The sequence below is a fragment of the Clostridium sp. TJA038 genome (assembly GCF_058310255.1).
The window spans coordinates 33,740-52,752 of the sequence record NZ_JBZEFA010000004.1 but is presented as its reverse complement, the minus strand read 5'-3'; the positions used below and the strand labels follow the sequence as shown (position 1 = coordinate 52,752).

The window sequence follows — 19,013 nt, the reverse complement described above, 5'->3', positions numbered from 1 at the left end:
TAATGTATTCATTAAATATATGGAACGTATACCTTTAAAAGGGTTATTTAAAGAATTTTCTAAATTACTAGTAAATGATAAAATTAGCTTTTTTAGTATTGAAAATGAAATTGATTGCAACAGTAAATCAATATATTTCTATGGGAATAATAAATCACTTGAAATAAATAATTACGACCGCAAATTAGAATTGAAAAAAAGAGTTAAAATAAGTAATTTTTTAAATAGTTCAGAATGTAGTTTAGTACCAAGTGACTTTGATATTATTAATTGTACAAATGAAAGAATGAAAAAAATATTTTATAAATTAAGAGATATATTATCTATAATTTCAATAGCAGATATAGCTTATTTTAAGGATAATAATAGTGTTAATGTAATTATCAATGGATATAAAAATATTGAAGGTTTAATTTTATATACCAATGAATGTCCAGATGAATACTATAGTGTTTATAAATGGATAATTAATAATGGAAACTTAATTGATAAATTAGGAATAGCAAGAAATATTATATCACTATCAATTAAAGAAAATGATATAACTAATTTAAGTAATCCTTTAATGCCGTCAATTGAATCTAATCATTCTATATATTTAAGAGAAAATGTAAAAGAATATTTAGAAATAAAATCAAAAGTATCAGAGTTTCTGTTTGATTTATGCAATAAAATTAGTGAACTTGCTAATTCTATTGGTAAAAATTTATTTTCTAATATGGTAGCAGCAATGACTTTATATGGAACCATAGTTATTATTAATGCTATAAATTATAGGAGCTTAAAGGATATATTTACAAAAGATATAATATATATATCTTTTGCATTTATAATAGGTTCATCAATATATATGTTGATATCGAATTTTCAAGTATATTATGAATATAAAAGATACATTCAGATATATGAAAGAACTAAAAAAAGTTATAATGATATTTTAAGTGAAGAAGATATAAAAAGAATATTTAAAGATGATGAATATATTATAGAGGATAAAAAATATATTTTAAAGAGAGCGATAGTATATTCAATATCATGGATTGTTCTTTTGGTTTTAATGTGTAGTATTATTTATAGATTGGGGTATCATGTAATATTTACCGAAATATTGGTTTAGTATTTTATAAAAAAGTTTAAAAAGTCATAGAGAAATCTATGACTTTTTATTATGCAAAGAATCTATTAAATGTAAAATAGTGTATAATAAAATTGATTATTAACGTTAAAGGGGGATGAAAATGTCATACTTAGGTAATGAAGAAACTTTGGTTGAATTACCAGCTGTTGATTATTTAGAAAAGAATTTAAAATATTCTTTTATTCATGGTAAGGATTTAACTCCTGAAAGTGGGGAAAGAGATTCTTTATCTGATGTTGTTTTGATTAATATATTAAGGGATGCTTTAAAAAGATTAAATCCATGGATGAATGAAGAAAATTTAGATAGAGCAATTAGATATATTTCTAGAGCAGATAATCTAGGAAGTGGTTTATTAGAGATAAATGAAAAGATATATGATGCATTAGTAGATTTAACTTTTACTGTTGAACAGGATTTGTTTGGGAATGGGCAAAAAAAGCCACAGACAGTTCATTTTATAGATTGGGATGATGTTGATAATAATGATTTTTTAGTTGTCAGGCAGTTTGAAGTTCAAACTCTTTCTGGAAAGTCTATATTTCCTGACATAGTTATTTTTATTAATGGTATTCCAGTAGTTGTTTTAGAAGCTAAATCTCCTTTTTTAGAAAAAGGAGATAATGAATGTATTGGAAAGAAACAAGCTTATGAACAGTTAAGAAGATATATGAATGCTAGAGATGAGTCTTTAGGTGAAGGAGCTCCAAAGCTATTCTATACTAATTTTTTTACTGGAATTTTAAATAGATATAATGCTTATGTTGGCACTATAAGTTCAAGTTATAATTACTATCTAGAATGGAAAGACCCATATCCATTTAAAATTGAAGACGTTGAAAATTATAAAAATTGTGGACAAAATATATTCTTACAAGGATTTTTAGAAAAGAAAAATCTTTTAGATTTGATGAGAAACTTTATAGTTTTTGAGGCAGAAGATGGAGTTGTAATTAAAAAGGTTTGTAGATATCAACAATTTAGAGCTGTGAACAAAGCTCTTAATAAAATTAAAAATGGAAAAGATAAGATTTCAAGAGGTGGTGTTGTTTGGCATACTCAGGGGTCAGGTAAATCTTTAACTATGGTTTTCTTAGCTAAAAAAATTAAGAGAACACAAGGATTAACAGATTCTACAATAGTTGTAGTGACAGATAGAATTGACCTTGATAAGCAAATAGCAGGAACTTTTGAAAGAACTTTAGGTAAAATAACTACTCCTGTTAGAGCTGATACTATTGATAAAATGAAAAAATTATTATCAAATCCTCAACCACAAATTATAATGACTACTATTCAGAAATTTCAAAGTGAAACTGAAGAAAAGGAAGTTATGCTTGATGGAGAAAAATTAACTCAAAAATATGCTGTTGAGTACCCTGTTTTAAGCACAAAACAAAATATTATTGTATTGGCTGATGAGGCTCATAGAAGTCAATATAAGGACACAGCAGCTAATATGAGAAAGGCATTACCTAATGCTGTTTTTATTGGATTTACAGGTACTCCAATAGATAAAGAAGATAAATCAACACCAAGAACTTTTGGAGGATATATAGATAAATACTCTATTAAACAAGCAGTAGATGATGGTGCTACTGTTAAGATTGTTTATGAAGGTAGAAGACCAGACTTACAAGTAATAGGAGAATCTTTAGAAGAATTATTTGATGAAGCTTTTTCTGATAGAACTGATGAAGAAAAAGAAGCTATTAAACAAAAATATGCCAATAAAAAAACTGTTGTTGAATCAGAAGATAGAATCGATGAAATTGCTAAAGATTTATTAAAACACTATAAAGAACAAATACTTCCTAATGGATTTAAAGCACAGATTGTATGTGTATCAAGAGAAGCTTGTGTAAAATATTATGATGCTTTAAATAGACATATGAAAGAAATATTAGGTGAAGGATTTGAAGCTCAAGTAATATTCTCAGGAGATAATAATGATAAACCTCACTTAAAAAAGCATTTTACTACAAAATCAGAGCAAGAAAAGTTAATAAAAAGATTTAAGAAACCTATAAATAAGGACAAGTTAACATTTTTAATAGTTAAAGATATGTTATTAACAGGATTTGATGCACCTATTGAACAGGTTATGTATCTTGATAGACCACTAAAAGAACATACTTTACTTCAAGCTATTGCAAGGGTTAATAGAACATCAACAAGAGAAGTTGAGAGACAACTTGAAAATGGAGAAATAGTAAAAGAAAATATTACAAAGCAATGTGGATACATAGTAGATTATTATGGTATTTCAAATTACTTAGAGGATGCTTTAGCTATATTTGATAAAGAAGAATTAGGTAAACCTATGGAATCTTTAGATGATTTATATAATGAAATGTTATCTTATAGAGAATCTATAATGTCTATGTTTAGAGGTGTGGATAAAAATAATTTAGATGCTCTTGTGAATAAAATTGAGCCAGAAGATAAAAGAGCTGAATTTGAATTAATGTATAGAAAATTCTCAGGGGCAGTTGAAAGTCTTTTACCATCACATGTTGATACAGAAATATTAAATGATTTGAAATGGCTATCATATATTAGAGCAGCTGCTAAAGCTAAGTTTAGTCCAAGTGAATCCATAGATATAGCTGATTGTGGAGAAAAAGTTAGAGAAATAATAGAAACTCATTTAAAATCACTAGGAGTTAGAAGTTGGATTGAACCAATAACATTATTTGAAAAAGATTTTAAAGATAAGATAAACACTCTAAAATCAGATGAAGCTCAAGCATCTGCTATGGAACATGCAATTAAGCATACAATTAATATTAGAAGAAAAGAAAATCCAGTTTATTATGCTTCTCTATTGGAAAGACTTCAAAAGATATTAGATGAAACAAAAAATGATTGGATTGAAAGAAAAATAAGATTAAATAAGTTTATTAAGAATCATGTTGAAGATGGAGCTGCTAATGAAGCTAGTGATTTAGGGCTAGATGAGAAAGAGTTTGCGTTCTTTAAAGTAGTAAAAAAATACTTAGAAGATGGTGGAGAAGAATTCATAGCTAAGGAAGAAAAAGCATGTTATATATCAGATGAAACAGTAGAACTTTCTAAACAAATAGCCAAAGATGTTAGAACTGTAGTTGAAGATGTCAGTGGAATTGACTGGGTTACTAATCCTTCAAAAACTAATGATGTTGAGAGAGGAATAAAGCTTATGCTAATCAAAAAGTATGCTAAAAAAATTCCTAGGGATGTTAGAGAAAAAATAATGGAACCACTTCTAAACTTAGCTAAGATACATTTTGAAGTAGTTTAATTATATATAATTCTAAGCAGAATGATTAAAATCTGAGGTAGAATATGAAAAGTAAAATACAATTTGGAACAAAAGAAATAGAATTCAGAATTGAATTTAGAGATAGAAGAACGATAAGTATTTCTGTAGAGCCACCTAAAAATATTTTAGTAGTTGCTCCTATGAATACTTCTGAAGATGAAATTAAGGAAATAGTTAAGTCAAAAGGAGCTTGGATAGTACAAAAGCTTTTTGAATTTAGACATATAGAAGAGAAGAAAGTTAAAAGAGAATTCGTTAATGGCGAATCATTCATGTACCTAGGAAGAAACTATTCATTACAAATTCATGTAGATGAAACTTTACAGAATAATTCATTTGTAAAATTATTTAGGGGAAAGTTTCATGTTTACGTAAAGGAAAAAAATGATGAAATAATAAAAAAGGCTATGGAAGAATGGTATAGAGAAAAAACTGAAGAACAAGTTGCCAAAAGAATAAAATACTATCAAAAATTTTTTAATAAGAAACCAACAGATATAAAAGTTAAAGAACAAAAGAAAAGATGGGCTAGTTGTACAAGTAAAGACGAATTACTATTTAACTGGAGATGTGTAATGGCTAAATCAACAGCTCTAGACTATATAATTGTTCATGAAATGTGTCATATGTATTATATGAACCATTCTCATGAATTTTGGCAATTATTATCTTCAGTAATGAGTGATTATGAAGTTAGAAAAGAGTGGCTTAGAGATTATGGAATACGAATGGATATTTAATGGGAGAAACTAAATGAATTCAAAGAAAAATTTGATATAAGCGATTTTAAAAAAGAAAAATTTAATAGCAAGTTTTATAATCCAGATTTATATTTTAAAAATAATGATGAAGCTATATGGATAGAACATTCAAAAACTGGAGATAGAAAGGTGCATATAGGTGAATTATGTCAATTCATAAATGTAGTTAGTGAATTAAATAAAAATATGATTTTAATATTAGATGGAGTAGGTAAAACTGCACCAACTCCAATATTGGAAAGAGATAGACTAAGGTTTTACAGGAAAGGCTTTAATACATCTTTAATGGAAAATATAAATTTTATTGGTGTCGTAAAAAATAAAGAAGATATAAATAATTTAACTTTTGATGATTTGAAAAAAAGTGTGAGATAATTTATAAGAAAAGTTAAATTTATTAGGCAATTAAGTGGATGCAGTATACTACAACCATTTAATTACCTAAATTTAAAATAAAAATATTATCTATTAAATTTAGATTTTATTGATGAAAAGATTATAAAAGCTAGTGGCATTTGCCACTAGCTTTCTATATTATTTTGATTATTTTTCTATATTGTAATCTTGTGGGATATTTTAAGTAAGATTCGAACTTATAAATATCAACAGGACTAATATTAAGTTTTTTTGCCAAATCTTTTTGAGTGTACTTGAAAGCTTTTCGTATGTTTAAAATATCATTTGCATAGTCACCTAAAACAAATAAATAATATTCATCTGCTATTAGTGTGTAAGGAATCATAAATAGCCCACAAAAGGTTTTAAAATGTTTAGGAGAAAGATATCCCTCATCTAGAGTAAATGGATAATGAACATATATAAATATATCTATATTTTCCATATATTCTTCTTCGCTAATATTATAATCAGTTACAAGTTTATAATATTTTTCTTTCATTGATTGCTTTAATTTCTCTTGATATAAGTTAAATTCTATGTTCCCAATTACTGGCTGTTGCATTGCACTTTTATTAAGAGTACTGATGTTATATTAAGAGAGATTGAAAAATATATTCCTAGAATGTATAAGAATTTAATGGAGATATATCAACACATTGGAGAAGAGGATGAAGAAGAGGTAATAAAAAATCAATATGCATTAATAGATGGGATATCTATCGATTTTGGTGTTATGCAAAAAACAAGAAGATCCTTTGTAATAAAATGTGATTTTTCTTGGGATGATATAGGAACTTTTTCAGCTCTAGGAAGATTTTTAGAGCCTAAGGGAACTAATAGAAGTTCAGAAAATGTTTTTTTAGAAGAATGTGAGAATTGTTCTATATTTGGTAAGGAAAAATTGATAATAGGTTTTGGAATAAAAAATTTGGTTTTAGTAGATGCTGGAGATGTTATTTTAGTTATGGATAAAGGAAGAGATCAAGAGATTAAGCATTTATTGAATTCTATTAATAGTAAGAAGGAATTTAAAGGTTATTTATAAGGGTTAATTCTATAAAAATTCTGTATGTTTTATCATACAGAATTTTTTTTATAATTATTTTCTTTAAAATAAATTTCACATAAATATAAGTAAAATTAACCATTATAATATGTTAATAATAAATTTTTGTGTTATTATAGTAATAATATAAGTTTGAACTTTACGGAGGTATTGTTTTATGAGTGATAGAATTGTAGATTTTAATGAATTAAAAAACAAGGCAAGAGATAAAGATATAGATAAGTTTGAATCATATATTTATGATTTATATTATTCAGTAGCTCAAGGTAAGATGAGCATGATAGACCTTTCAAGAGAGATAACTAAATATATGAACGAAAATAATATTTCTCAAGAAAAGTTTTTAAATATCCAAACAGAAATGTTAAAAAGGTATGGCTTTGACATGGGTGATATTGAAGGACAAATGAAAAATCTAGGAATAGATATGAGTAGTTTAGGTATAAAAAATGGGGATTATGAAAGCTTAAGAAAAACTTTAAGTTTTCAAGAAAAGTATAAAGGAAAAGTAAAGACTTCAAGCGTTACTACATATTTTATAAGAAATGATAAAAATGATATAGAATTAATATTAGAAGGAAATAAAGTTCTTATAACTAGTCCTAAGAATATAGACCTTCAAGATACTGAGTTAAATGAATTTTTATGTTCTTATAAGAAGACTCTTTCAGAGGATACTTTAGATATAAGACTTTGTGAAAATGTAGGACAATATAATTATTAAGATTTTATACTAGAAATAGATATTATCTGTTTCTAGTTTTTATTTTTTGTGTAAATTTGTATAATTAGAAAAAAATATTATGATAATATTAATAAAAAATTAATTAATAATTAATTAATAATTACTTAATAAATAAAAAATGTTTTTGTAATATACTCTTATTGAGATGAAATATCATATTAATAAGAAACTTTTAAAAGATTAGAGGTAATAAATTATGTTAATGAACACTCATATTCTTATTGCGCAAAATATATTAAAAGATGTTGAGGTAGATTTCAAAATAAGTGATAAAAACTTCATATATGGAAATGTAAAGCCAGATATGGTTTCAAAGTATAAATTAAGAAAACATTATTTAGATGAATCTTTTGATATGATTGTTAATAAGATAAAAGAATTATCTTCTCTTAATATGGAAGACTTTAAAAAGAAATTTTCAGTAAGTAGATTTAGTCAAGAATTAGGAGTTATATGCCATTTTGTATGTGATTTTTTCTGTATTCCTCATAGTGAAAGATGGGAATTTAAGCATAGCATGAATAAGCATGTTAAGTATGAAAAAGAATTAGCTAACTTTGCTAAAACATATATTCCTTCTAAGGAATACTTTACTATATGGGGAAAAATGTCAGTTGAAACATTTTTAGAAGAGGCACATAGCTTATATAGAAAAAGAGAGAGTTATGAAAATGACCTTAAATATGCTTACTTTGCTTGTATTAGTGTAGTTAGATATATAAATGATAGCATAGTTGCTAATACTAAAGCAGTTTACTCAGCAGCAATAGCTTAATACAAAAAATTCCTTTAATGAATAAAATATGTTAAAATTATAATATAACATTTTTTATAGAAAGGGATAAATATGGAGATTAAAGTAAATGAGCCTATGTATAAGCAAATAGCCTTAGATATAGCTGGAAGAATATATAATAATGATATAAAGGTAGGGCAAAGGATACACGGAAGGTCAACCCTAGCAAGTAGTTATAATGTATCTCCAGAAACTGTAAGAAAAGCTGTTAAGCTTTTAGAGGAAATGAAAGTAGTATCTTCTAGTAAGGGTAGTGGGATAACTATCATTTCAAGGGAAAATGCTTATGATTTTATAAATAGGTTTCATTCTATAGAAAGCGTAGCTTCATTAAAACAAAGTATAGATTTTTTAATGGAAGAAAAAAAGTCTATAGAAAAAAGTATAGGAGAAATGATTGATAAAATAGTAGATTATTCTAATAGGCTTAGACATACAAATCCACTAACTCCTATAGAAGTAGAGTTGCCAAAGGAATGTTTTTTAATAGGAAAGAGTATTTCGGATTCAAGATTTTGGCAAAACACAAAGGCTACAATTGTTGCTATAAGAAGAAAAGGAAATCTTATAATATCTCCAGGGCCATATATAATTTTTGAACAAGATGATATCTTACTTGTTGTAGGAGAAGAAGATATTTTAAAAGAAATAGAGATATTTTTAAAAAGAGAAGTGAAAGACTATATGTAAAATATAGTCTTTTTTTATTGCATTTTTTAGTAATTTAACATATAATAAAAATGAATATATGAACAGATGCTCATATATAAAAATAATAGGAGTCTTGTATATGAATAATAATAAAATAGAAAGTTGTAATTGTCTTGATATCCATGAGGATATTCTACGTAAAGTTAAGGAACATTTACCAAAAGAAGAAGTGCTTTATGAATTGGCAGAAATATTTAAGGTTTTTGGTGATTCAACAAGAATAAAAATATTATGTGCTCTTTTTGAGGGAGAAATGTGTGTATGTGATATGGCTGAGTTATTAGGAGTAAGTCAATCAGCTGTTTCTCATCAGCTTAGAGTTTTAAAACAAGCTAGATTAGTTAAGTTTAGAAGAGATGGAAAAGTAGTTTTTTATTCTTTAGCAGATGACCATGTTAAACATATATTTAATGAGGGATTAAATCATGTTTTAGAATAATTCAAAAGAAAAAATAAAATAATTATATTTTAATGAAAAGGAGGTATTTAAAATGAATGATATCAAACTTTATTTAGAAGGATTAAATTGTGCAAACTGTGCAGGGAAAATTGAGGATAAAGTTAATAAACTTCCAGAAGTTAAAGAAGCTGTACTTAATTTTTCAACAAAACTTTTACTTGTAACACCAAAAGAAGGTGTTTCAAAGGAAGGACTAGAAGAAAAGATAAAAAAAATAGTTTTAGATTTAGAGCCAGAGGTAAAAGTTTTAAAAAATAAAAGTGATATGAAAAATAATAGTCATGTTTGTGAAGATTCATGTTGTCATGAAGGTAGTCATAGTCATGCTCATAAGAAGGAAAGTAATAATTCAATTGCTGGCAATATAGATAAAAAAGAATTATTAAGACTTGCAATTGCCTTAGCTTTATTTATTATAGGAATGATAGTTAAATTAGATAAAACTTATGAGTTTATTATTTTTGGTATTGCTTATATTATAGCTGGTGGAGAGGTTCTTTTAAGAGCATGTAAAAACATTTTAAAAGGACAAGTTTTTGATGAAAACTTCTTGATGTCTATAGCTACAATTGGGGCTTTTGCCATAGGTGAGTTCCCAGAGGGTGTAGCAGTAATGTTATTTTATGAAGTAGGAGAACTATTCCAAGATTATGCAGTAAATAAATCAAGAAAATCTATATCTGATTTAATGAATATAAGACCAGATTTTGCAAATTTAATAGGTGAAAATGGAGAAGAGAAAAAAGTTTCACCAGATAAAGTAAGTGTTGGTTCAACAATAATTGTAAGAGCAGGTGAAAAAATTCCTCTAGATGGTATTGTGTTAGAAGGAGAAGGAACTCTTGATGTTTCAGCTTTAACAGGAGAATCACTTCCAAAGGAAGTTGATAAAAAAGATGAAGTTTTAGCAGGTTCTATAAATAAAAGTGGATTATTAAAAATAAAAGTAACAAAAAGTTTTGGTGAATCTACAGTTTCTAAGATATTAGATTTAGTTGAAAATGCAGGTAATAAAAAATCACCAACAGAGAAATTTATAACGAAGTTTGCAAGATATTATACACCAGTTGTAGTATTTTCAGCTTTAGCTCTTGCCATAATACCTCCTTTAGTTATGGGAGAAAGTTTTTCTCCTTGGATTTCAAGAGCTTTAATATTTTTAGTTGTTTCTTGCCCTTGTGCATTGGTTGTATCTATACCACTTGGTTATTTTGCTGGAATAGGTTTAGCATCTAAAAATGGTATATTAATAAAGGGTAGTAATTACTTAGAAGCTTTAAATAATGTAGAGAGTATAGTTTTTGATAAGACAGGAACTTTAACAAAAGGTACTTTTAAGGTTCATAAAGTACAAAGTACAAGCAATTTAAAGGATGAAGAATTATTAAAGTTAGGAGCTTATGCAGAGTATTATTCAAATCATCCTATTGCTAAGTCTATAGTTAGTGAGCTAAAAGAAAAAGTTGATAAATCTTTAATTTCAGATTATGAAGAGATTTCAGGTAAAGGAATAAAGGTTAAAATTAACAATGATATCTTTTTAGCTGGTAATTCAAAATTAATGGATATGTTTAATATAAAAATATCTAAAATAGATGAAATAGGAACTGTTGTTTACTTAGCAAATGAAAAAACTGAGTTAGGATATATAGTTATTTCAGATGAAGTAAAGGATGATTCTAAAGAAGCTATAAGTGGATTGAAGCAAATAGGAGTAAAGCAAACTATAATGTTAACTGGAGATAATGAAAAAGTTGGAGATAGTGTAGCTAAAGAACTAGGAATTGATAAAGCTTATTGTAGTTTACTTCCTCAAAATAAAGTTGAAAAGTTAGAAGATATTTTTAAAGATAAAAGTAAAGGAAAAAAGATTGCCTTTGTTGGTGATGGAATAAATGATGCACCTGTTTTAGCTAGGGCTGATATAGGAATAGCTATGGGTGGTGTTGGTTCTGATGCAGCTATAGAAGCAGCAGATGTAGTTATAATGGATGATAAGCCAAGTAAGATAATAAAGGCAATAAAAATAGCTAAAAGAACAAATACAATTGTATGGCAAAATATAATTTTTGCTTTAGGTATTAAGGTTATAATTTTAATATTTGGTGCTTTAGGAATGGCTAATATGTGGGAAGCTGTGTTTGGAGATGTAGGTGTAACATTAATAGCTGTTTTAAATTCAAGTAGAATATTAAAGAGTAAAAATTTATAAGCGTGAAATTTGTCTAATGTTGTTGACAATGGTTAAATTTTTTGCTATCTTAATATGGTAAGAATACTTTCAGGCATAGGGTATAGATTGTAAATAATTCCCTTAAACTTTTATATTAAACATTATGAAATGTTTAAATAGGCTTGTGTGCACGTAGGGTTTTAGCCACGCAAGCCTTATTTTTTTTGTAGAAATTTATTAGATAAGTATAGATATGTTATAGATTACATAGTTTTAATAATATTAATTAAGAAAATAAAAATTTCTAATATTTGTAAAGAATACACAAAAATACATATATTTTTCATAGTAAAACCAAAAGAATGTTAAAATATAGACAAACTTTTTAGGGTATGATAATATTTTATAAGGTTAATTTTGTAATTTTATCATTAGATTTTAGAATATAGTCTAAAAAGTAATTGCTTTTTAAAAAAATAAAAATTTTAGAAAGAGGTGCTATTTAAATGGAAAAGAAAAAAGGCATATCTATGGCTGTAGTAAAAAGATTGCCTAAATACCATAGATATTTACAAGAGCTTATGGAAAATGATGTTGATAGAATATCTTCAAAAGAATTAAGTGAAAAAATAGGATTTACAGCTTCTCAAATAAGACAAGACCTTAACTGCTTTGGTGATTTTGGTCAACAAGGTTATGGTTATAATGTTAAGGAGTTATATAATAACATAGGAAACATTTTAGGCCTTAATAGAGATTATAATACAGTTATAATCGGTGCGGGAAATATAGGTCAGGCTATTGCAAATTACAATAGTTTTAATAAATTAGGCTTTAAATTAAAAGGTATTTTTGATGCTAATCCAAGAATGTTTGGCATAAAAATAAGAGATATTGAGATACAGGATGTTGAAAATTTAAAAGATTTCGTGAAAGAAAATGATATAGAAATAGGAATAATTTGTGTTCCTAGAACTAATGCACAAAAGGTATGTAATGACTTAGTTGAAGGTGGAATAAAAGGTATATGGAACTTTGCGCCTTTAGACTTAAATGTTCCTAAAAATGTAAAAGTTGAGAATGTACATTTAAGCGAAAGTATGATGACTTTAGTGTATCTTTTAAATCATAATGACGTAAAATAAATTGGATTTATTTTATAAAAATTTGTTTAAAATGGAAAATTAGTATTAGATTTTCAAAAAAATATATTGAAAAATTTACTATTAAGTTTTATAATTTAATTGAAGTACAGGCTACTTCAATTATTTTTTTGCCTTTGCTTGTTACAAAATTAACAATTAATTATGTGAAAGTTTAGGATAATAATGGTTATATTGTTATAAATTACTTTAAAAGTCATTTACAACCGTATATCCGCTATGGTATATGAGGGAGGAAATAAAATGGAATTAAATAATGTAATCTTTGAAAAGCAAGGAAACATCGGAGTTTTAACAATTAACAGACCTAAAGCATTAAATGCACTAAACTCAGAGACACTAAAAGATTTAAATACTGCTATAGAAAATATAGAAAAAGATGATGATTTGTATGTTGTTATTTTAACAGGCGCTGGAGATAAAGCTTTTGTTGCAGGTGCTGATATAGCAGAAATGAAAGACTTAAATGAAGAAGAGGGTAAAGAATTTGGATTATTAGGAAATAAGGTATTTAGAAGATTAGAGAATTTAGACAAGCCTGTCATTGCAGCAATTAATGGTTTTGCTTTAGGTGGTGGATGTGAAATTTCTATGTCTTGTGATATAAGAATAGCTTCTTCAAAAGCTAAATTTGCTCAACCAGAAGTTGGTTTAGGTATAACACCAGGTTTTGGTGGAACTCAAAGATTACCAAGAATAGTTGGACAAGGCAAAGCTAAAGAACTTATTTATACAGGAGATATTATAAAAGCTGATGAAGCTTTAAGAATTGGGTTAGTAGATAAAGTTGTTGAACCAGAAAAATTAATGGAGGAAGCAATGACTTTAGCAAAAAAAATAGCTAATAATGCACCAATAGCTGTTAAGTTATGTAAAGATGCAATTAATAGAGGTATTCAAGTTGATATAGATTCAGCTGTAGCTATAGAAGCTGGAGATTTCGGAAAATGTTTCTCTACAGAAGACCAAAAAGAAGGAATGAGTGCTTTTTTAGAGAGAAGAGAAAAAACTTTTAAAAATAAATAATTTTTAAAATGGTTGTATGGATTTAAGGAGGGTAATTAAAATGAACTTTCAATTAACAAGAGAACAAGAATTAGTTAAGCAAATGGTTAAAGAATTTGCTCAAAATGAAGTTAAACCTATAGCGGCTGAAATAGATGTAACAGAAAGATTTCCAATGGAAAATGTTAAAAAAATGGCCAAATTAGGAATGATGGGCATACCTTTTAGTAAAGAGTTTGGTGGCGCAGGTGGAGATACTTTATCTTATATTTTAGCTGTTGAAGAATTATCAAAGGTTTGTGCTACTACAGGGGTTATAGTTTCAGCCCATACTTCTTTATGTGCTTCTTTAATAGAACAATTTGGAACACAAGCACAAAAAGAAAAATATTTAATTCCACTTGCAAAAGGGGAAAAGTTAGGAGCTTTTGGATTAACTGAGCCAGGAGCAGGAACTGATGCAGCTGGTCAACAAACTACTGCTACATTAGATGGCGATAACTATATTTTAAATGGAAGTAAGATTTTTATAACTAATGGAGGAGTTGCAGATACTTTTATAATCTTTGCCATGACAGATAAAAGTCAAGGAACAAGAGGTATTTCTGCATTTATAGTTGAAAAGAATTTTCCAGGCTTTTCAATTGGTAAATTAGAAGAAAAAATGGGTATAAGAGCTTCATCAACAACTGAGTTAATTATGGAAAACTGTGTAGTTCCAAAGGAAAACTTAGTTGGAAGAGAAGGAAAGGGATTTGGAATAGCTATGAAGACTTTAGATGGTGGTAGAATAGGTATTGCTGCTCAAGCCTTAGGTATAGCAGAAGGTGCTTTAGAAGAAGCAGTTGCATACATGAAAGAAAGAAAACAATTTGGTAGATCATTATCAGCATTCCAAGGACTTCAATGGATGGTAGCAGAAATGGATACTAAAATAGAAGCTGCAAGATTTTTAGTATATAAGGCAGCTTGTTTAAAAGAAGAAGGTAAACCTTATTCAGTAGATGCTGCAAGAGCTAAGTTATTTGCTGCAGAAGTAGCCATGGATGTTACAACTAAGGCAGTTCAATTATTTGGTGGATACGGATATACTAAGGAATACCCAGTTGAAAGAATGATGAGAGATGCTAAAATAACTGAAATATACGAAGGAACTTCAGAAGTTCAAAAAATGGTTATTGCAGGAAGCATATTAAGATAATTTAGGAGGGCTTTGAGATGAAAATAGTAGTTTGTTTAAAACAAGTACCAGATACAACAGCTGTTAAAATAGATCCAAAAACAGGAACTCTTATAAGAGATGGAGTTCCATCAATAATAAACCCAGAAGATAAGCACGCTTTAGAAGCTGCCTTACAATTAAAGGATAATAATGGAGCAGAAGTAACTGTTTTAAGTATGGGACCACCTCAAGCTAAATTAGCTTTAAGAGAAGCTTTATGTATGGGAGCAGATAAAGCAATTCTTATAACTGATAGAGCTTTTGCAGGAGCAGATACATTAGCTACATCAAAGGCTTTAGCAGGAGCATTAAAGAAATTAGATTATGACATAATATTTGCAGGAAGACAAGCTATAGATGGTGATACTGCACAAGTTGGGCCTGAAATAGCTGAACACTTAAATATCCCTCAAGTAACTTATGTTCAAGGTGTTAAAGTTGAAGAAGATGGCTTATTAGTAAATAGAGCTTTAGAAGATGGATATGAATTAATAAAAGTTAAACAACCAGTACTTTTAACTGCAATAAAAGAATTAAATGAACCAAGATATATGAATGTTAAAAATATATTTGATACATCTGATGATGAAATCTTAGTATGGTCAGCTGATGATATAGATGTAGACAAGTCTCAATTAGGATTAAAGGGTTCACCAACAAAGGTTAAAAAATCAATGACTAAAGAGGCTAAGGGTGCAGGAGAGATAGTTAAGGAATCACCTAAGGATTCAGTTAATTATGTACTAGGTAAATTAAAAGAAAAGCACTATATCTAAGATTATGGGAGGTATTTAAGATGAATAAAGCAGATTTTAATGGCGTTTGGGTTTTTGCTGAGCAAAGAGAAGGTCAATTACAAAAAGTTTCACTAGAATTATTAGGTGAAGGTAGAAAAATAGCTGATAAATTAGGGTCAAAGTTAACAGCTTTATTAATAGGAAGTAATGTTGAAAACTTAGTTGAAGATTTATCAAGACATGGGGCAGATGAAGTTTTAGTTGTAGAAGATAAAGAGTTAGAACACTATACAACTGATGGTTATACAAAAGCTATATGTGAATTAGCTAAGGATAGAAAACCAAATATAATTTTTATAGGAGCAACTTTTATAGGAAGAGATTTAGGTCCAAGAGTTGCTGCAAGATTAGAAACTGGATTAACAGCAGATTGTACATCTTTAGATGTTGATGTTGAAAATGGAGATTTGTTAGCAACAAGACCAGCTTTTGGTGGTAATTTAATGGCTACAATAGTATGTCCAGAACATAGACCACAAATGGCTACAGTAAGACCAGGAGTTTTTGAAAAGCTTCCTTTAGGTGAAAATGATGCTACTGTAGAAAAAGTTGATATAAAATTTAATGAAGAGGATATAAGAACAAAAATAGTTAAAATAGTTAAAGAACATAAAGATATTGTCGATATATCAGAAGCTAACGTATTAGTTGCTGGTGGTAGAGGAATAGGTTCAGAAGAAAACTTTAAGATGCTTAAGGAATTAGCAGAAGTTATGAATGGATCAATTGCAGCTTCAAGAGCAGCAGTAGAAAAGGGTTGGATAGATAAAGATTATCAAGTTGGACAAACTGGTAAAACTGTTAGACCAAGTATATATGTAGCTTGTGGTATATCAGGTGCAATTCAACATGCCGCAGGTATGCAAGACTCAGATATGATAATAGCTATAAATAAAGATGCTAATGCTCCTATAATGAAAATTGCAGATTATGCAATAGTTGGAGATGTAAATAAGGTTGTTCCAGAATTTATAGCACAGTTAAAGGCTATGAAGGAAGAAGCTTAATATAAATAAATATATAAATATAAAAAGGGTAAACTTATAAAATTTTTCAATTTATGGTGTATGACTTTTAAAATTAAAAGTCTAATAAAGAGTATTTAGGAGGAGTTTAATATGGAAAAGATTTTTGTGATTGGTGCAGGTACAATGGGAGCTGGAATAGTTCAAGCATTTGCACAAAAAGGATATGAAGTAATTGTTAGAGATATAAAAGATGAATTTGTTGATAGAGGATTAGCAGGGATTAATAAAGGGTTAACTAAATTAGTTTCTAAAGGAAAAATAACTGAAGAAGATAAAGAGGCTATTTTATCAAAAATTACAGGAACTACTGATTTAGGTCTAGCTGCAGATTGTGATTTAATTATAGAAGCTGCAGTAGAAAATATGGACATTAAAAAACAAATCTTTGCAGAGCTAGATAAGATATGTAAAGAAGAAGCTATTTTAGCTTCAAATACATCTTCTTTATCAATAACAGAAGTAGCATCTGCTACAAATAGACCAGATAAAGTTATAGGAATGCATTTCTTTAATCCTGCAACAATAATGAAATTAGTAGAAGTTATAAGAGGTATGGCTACTTCACAAGAAACTTTTGAAAAGGTTAAAGCTATATCAGAAGCGATAGGTAAAACTCCAGTAGAAGTTGCTGAAGCACCAGGTTTTGTTGTTAACAGAATTCTTATTCCTATGATAAATGAAGCAGTTGGAATATATGCAGAAAATATAGCATCTATTGAAGATATAGATACTTCAATGAAATTAGGAGCTAATCACCCTATGGGACCTTTAGCTTTAGGAGATTTAATTGGTTTAGATGTTTGTTTAGCTATAATGGATGTATTATTTAAGGAAACTGGTGATTCTAAATATAGAGCACATAGCTTATTAAGAAAATATGTTAGAGCTGGATGGCTAGGAAGAAAAACAGGTAAAGGATTCTATGACTATAAAGCTTAATTATTGAAATTTTATAATGTAGAATTAATATAATTTTTTAGATTGCAGTAAATTTAGAGGTTGATATTTATCAACCTCTTTTTATTTTCTTAATTTTTAAATTAATTAAAAAAGAGTTTATAGTTTATTTCAAAAAAATAGGAATATTTTTCGATTTATTAGAATATACATATATTGTAATTTTATATTTTTATTCAGAGATAGGTGAATTTATGAAAAATAAGAGTTTATTTAATATAATATATTACATAATTATTTTTTGTTTAATTATAATTTTAATAAATAATTTTATGAGTAAATCAGATAAAATCTTTAAAACTGTTGGCTTTAGAACTTATACAATATTAAGTGGTAGTATGGAGCCTAAAATAAAAACAGGAGATTTAGTTGTTGTTAAAAATACTAATTTTAATGAAATTAAAGAAGGAGATATTATAACATTTAAATCTGAGGGGAATGTGGTTACTCATAGAGTAATAGGAAAAAAGGATGATGGATTTATAACAAAAGGTGATAATAACAATGTTGAAGATAGTGGCTTAGTTAATGAAGAAAATTTTATAGGAAAAGTTTTATTTCACATACCTTTATTAGGACATTTAACTATATTTTTATCAAAGCCTATAGTTATTTCTGGATTTATGATATTAATTGCTATAAGCATATTATTTGACACATTTAAAGGAAATAAAAAGAATATTAAGAATTAAAAATAAACCTAAAGAAATTAAAGTATTTTAGTTTCTTTAGGTTTATTTTATATTATTAAATACTATTTATTAATAACTCTTATTAGTATAATATTAGTAGTATGAGGTTATTATTTAAGTTAATGACTTTTAAAATTAATTTTATGAGATAAGGTTTTATAGAAATTAAACTTTATTTTGGAGGTATAACATGTTAGTTGAAAAAGCTAGAGAAAAGTGGGATAAAAAGCATGACTTAAATTGTGCAGAGTGCATAATGTATGCTGCAAATGAAGAATATAATTTAAATTTATCAAAGGAAACTTTAAAGGTAATGTCTTCTTTTGGTGGAGGATTAGCTATAGGAAATATCTGTGGGGCTATAACTGGAGCAGCTGGAGTTTTAGGAGTTATGTTTACTGAAGATAGAGGACACCAAAGTCCTAAGACAAAAGCTTTAACAGAAGAATTTATGAAAAAGTTTTATGATAAATTAGGATATTATAATTGTATTGATTTAAAAGCTAAATATAGAAAAGATGATGACAAAAGATGCATAGTTATGATAGAAACAGCAGCTGAAATTTTAGATGAAATTATACAAAGAGAAAGATAGG

At 27.5% G+C, this 19,013-nt stretch carries 18 protein-coding genes and 1 pseudogene; 18 read left to right on the top strand and 1 reads right to left on the bottom strand.

Annotation, left to right across the window (positions count from 1 at the left end; translation table 11 throughout):
- The first annotated feature begins 19 nt into the window (after nt 1–19).
- The 4 genes from AC4FQV_RS08440 (at nt 20) to AC4FQV_RS08425 (ending at nt 5,578) form a co-directional block, all read left to right on the top strand.
- A complete protein-coding gene (locus AC4FQV_RS08440) occupies nt 20–1,117 on the top strand; it encodes a hypothetical protein (protein WP_491165314.1) in 1,098 nt (365 codons plus the stop codon).
- Between the two features lie 121 nt (nt 1,118–1,238).
- A complete protein-coding gene (locus AC4FQV_RS08435; RefSeq protein WP_491165313.1) occupies nt 1,239–4,421 on the top strand; it encodes a type I restriction endonuclease subunit R in 3,183 nt (1,060 codons plus the stop codon).
- Nucleotides 4,422–4,465: 44 nt separating this feature from the next.
- On the top strand, nt 4,466–5,182 hold the full coding sequence (locus AC4FQV_RS08430) for a M48 family metallopeptidase (RefSeq protein WP_491139812.1): 717 nt from the start codon (nt 4,466–4,468) through the stop codon (nt 5,180–5,182).
- Between the two features lie 150 nt (nt 5,183–5,332).
- On the top strand, nt 5,333–5,578 hold the full coding sequence (locus tag AC4FQV_RS08425; RefSeq protein ID WP_491139811.1) for a hypothetical protein: 246 nt from the start codon (nt 5,333–5,335) through the stop codon (nt 5,576–5,578).
- A 154-nt stretch (nt 5,579–5,732) separates the two neighbouring features.
- Here the strand turns inward: AC4FQV_RS08425 and AC4FQV_RS08420 are convergent, their stop codons facing one another.
- On the bottom strand, nt 5,733–6,164 hold the full coding sequence (locus AC4FQV_RS08420; protein ID WP_491165312.1) for a helix-turn-helix domain-containing protein: 432 nt from the start codon (nt 6,162–6,164) through the stop codon (nt 5,733–5,735).
- A gap of 6 nt (nt 6,165–6,170) precedes the next feature.
- On the opposite strand from AC4FQV_RS08420, the pseudogene AC4FQV_RS08415 reads away from it, so the two are divergent.
- The 14 genes and pseudogenes from AC4FQV_RS08415 to AC4FQV_RS08350 all read left to right on the top strand — a co-directional run.
- Nucleotides 6,171–6,647, top strand: a pseudogene (locus tag AC4FQV_RS08415) (mannose-1-phosphate guanylyltransferase); the annotation flags it as partial.
- 178 nt (nt 6,648–6,825) lie between these two features.
- Nucleotides 6,826–7,392, top strand: a complete 567-nt coding sequence (locus tag AC4FQV_RS08410; RefSeq protein WP_491139809.1) for a DUF3867 domain-containing protein — start codon at nt 6,826–6,828, stop codon at nt 7,390–7,392.
- Nucleotides 7,393–7,609: 217 nt separating this feature from the next.
- Complete coding sequence (locus AC4FQV_RS08405; RefSeq protein WP_491139808.1) at nt 7,610–8,188, top strand: zinc dependent phospholipase C family protein; 579 nt, start codon at nt 7,610–7,612, stop codon at nt 8,186–8,188.
- A gap of 72 nt (nt 8,189–8,260) precedes the next feature.
- Nucleotides 8,261–8,899, top strand: coding sequence for a cation:proton antiporter regulatory subunit (locus AC4FQV_RS08400; RefSeq protein WP_491139807.1), 639 nt, complete (start codon nt 8,261–8,263; stop codon nt 8,897–8,899).
- Between the two features lie 100 nt (nt 8,900–8,999).
- A complete protein-coding gene (locus AC4FQV_RS08395; RefSeq protein ID WP_491139806.1) occupies nt 9,000–9,359 on the top strand; it encodes an ArsR/SmtB family transcription factor in 360 nt (119 codons plus the stop codon).
- Between the two features lie 52 nt (nt 9,360–9,411).
- Nucleotides 9,412–11,592 carry a heavy metal translocating P-type ATPase gene (locus AC4FQV_RS08390; RefSeq protein ID WP_491165311.1) on the top strand — a complete coding sequence of 727 codons (2,181 nt, stop codon included), beginning with the start codon at nt 9,412–9,414 and terminating at the stop codon, nt 11,590–11,592.
- A 467-nt stretch (nt 11,593–12,059) separates the two neighbouring features.
- A complete protein-coding gene (locus AC4FQV_RS08385; RefSeq protein WP_491139804.1) occupies nt 12,060–12,698 on the top strand; it encodes a redox-sensing transcriptional repressor Rex in 639 nt (212 codons plus the stop codon).
- Nucleotides 12,699–12,959: 261 nt separating this feature from the next.
- Nucleotides 12,960–13,742, top strand: coding sequence for a short-chain-enoyl-CoA hydratase (locus AC4FQV_RS08380; protein WP_491139803.1), 783 nt, complete (start codon nt 12,960–12,962; stop codon nt 13,740–13,742).
- A 40-nt stretch (nt 13,743–13,782) separates the two neighbouring features.
- Nucleotides 13,783–14,922, top strand: a complete 1,140-nt coding sequence (locus AC4FQV_RS08375) for an acyl-CoA dehydrogenase (protein WP_491139802.1) — start codon at nt 13,783–13,785, stop codon at nt 14,920–14,922.
- 17 nt (nt 14,923–14,939) lie between these two features.
- Nucleotides 14,940–15,719, top strand: coding sequence for an electron transfer flavoprotein subunit beta (locus tag AC4FQV_RS08370; protein ID WP_491139801.1), 780 nt, complete (start codon nt 14,940–14,942; stop codon nt 15,717–15,719).
- A gap of 20 nt (nt 15,720–15,739) precedes the next feature.
- Complete coding sequence (locus AC4FQV_RS08365) at nt 15,740–16,747, top strand: electron transfer flavoprotein subunit alpha/FixB family protein (RefSeq protein WP_491139800.1); 1,008 nt, start codon at nt 15,740–15,742, stop codon at nt 16,745–16,747.
- Nucleotides 16,748–16,858: 111 nt separating this feature from the next.
- Complete coding sequence (locus tag AC4FQV_RS08360) at nt 16,859–17,707, top strand: 3-hydroxybutyryl-CoA dehydrogenase (RefSeq protein WP_491139799.1); 849 nt, start codon at nt 16,859–16,861, stop codon at nt 17,705–17,707.
- Between the two features lie 212 nt (nt 17,708–17,919).
- A complete protein-coding gene (locus AC4FQV_RS08355) occupies nt 17,920–18,417 on the top strand; it encodes a signal peptidase I (RefSeq protein WP_491139798.1) in 498 nt (165 codons plus the stop codon).
- A gap of 190 nt (nt 18,418–18,607) precedes the next feature.
- Entirely contained in the window at nt 18,608–19,012 is a 405-nt protein-coding gene (locus tag AC4FQV_RS08350) for a C-GCAxxG-C-C family protein (protein ID WP_491139797.1), read from the top strand.
- Nucleotide 19,013 lies beyond the last annotated feature (1 nt).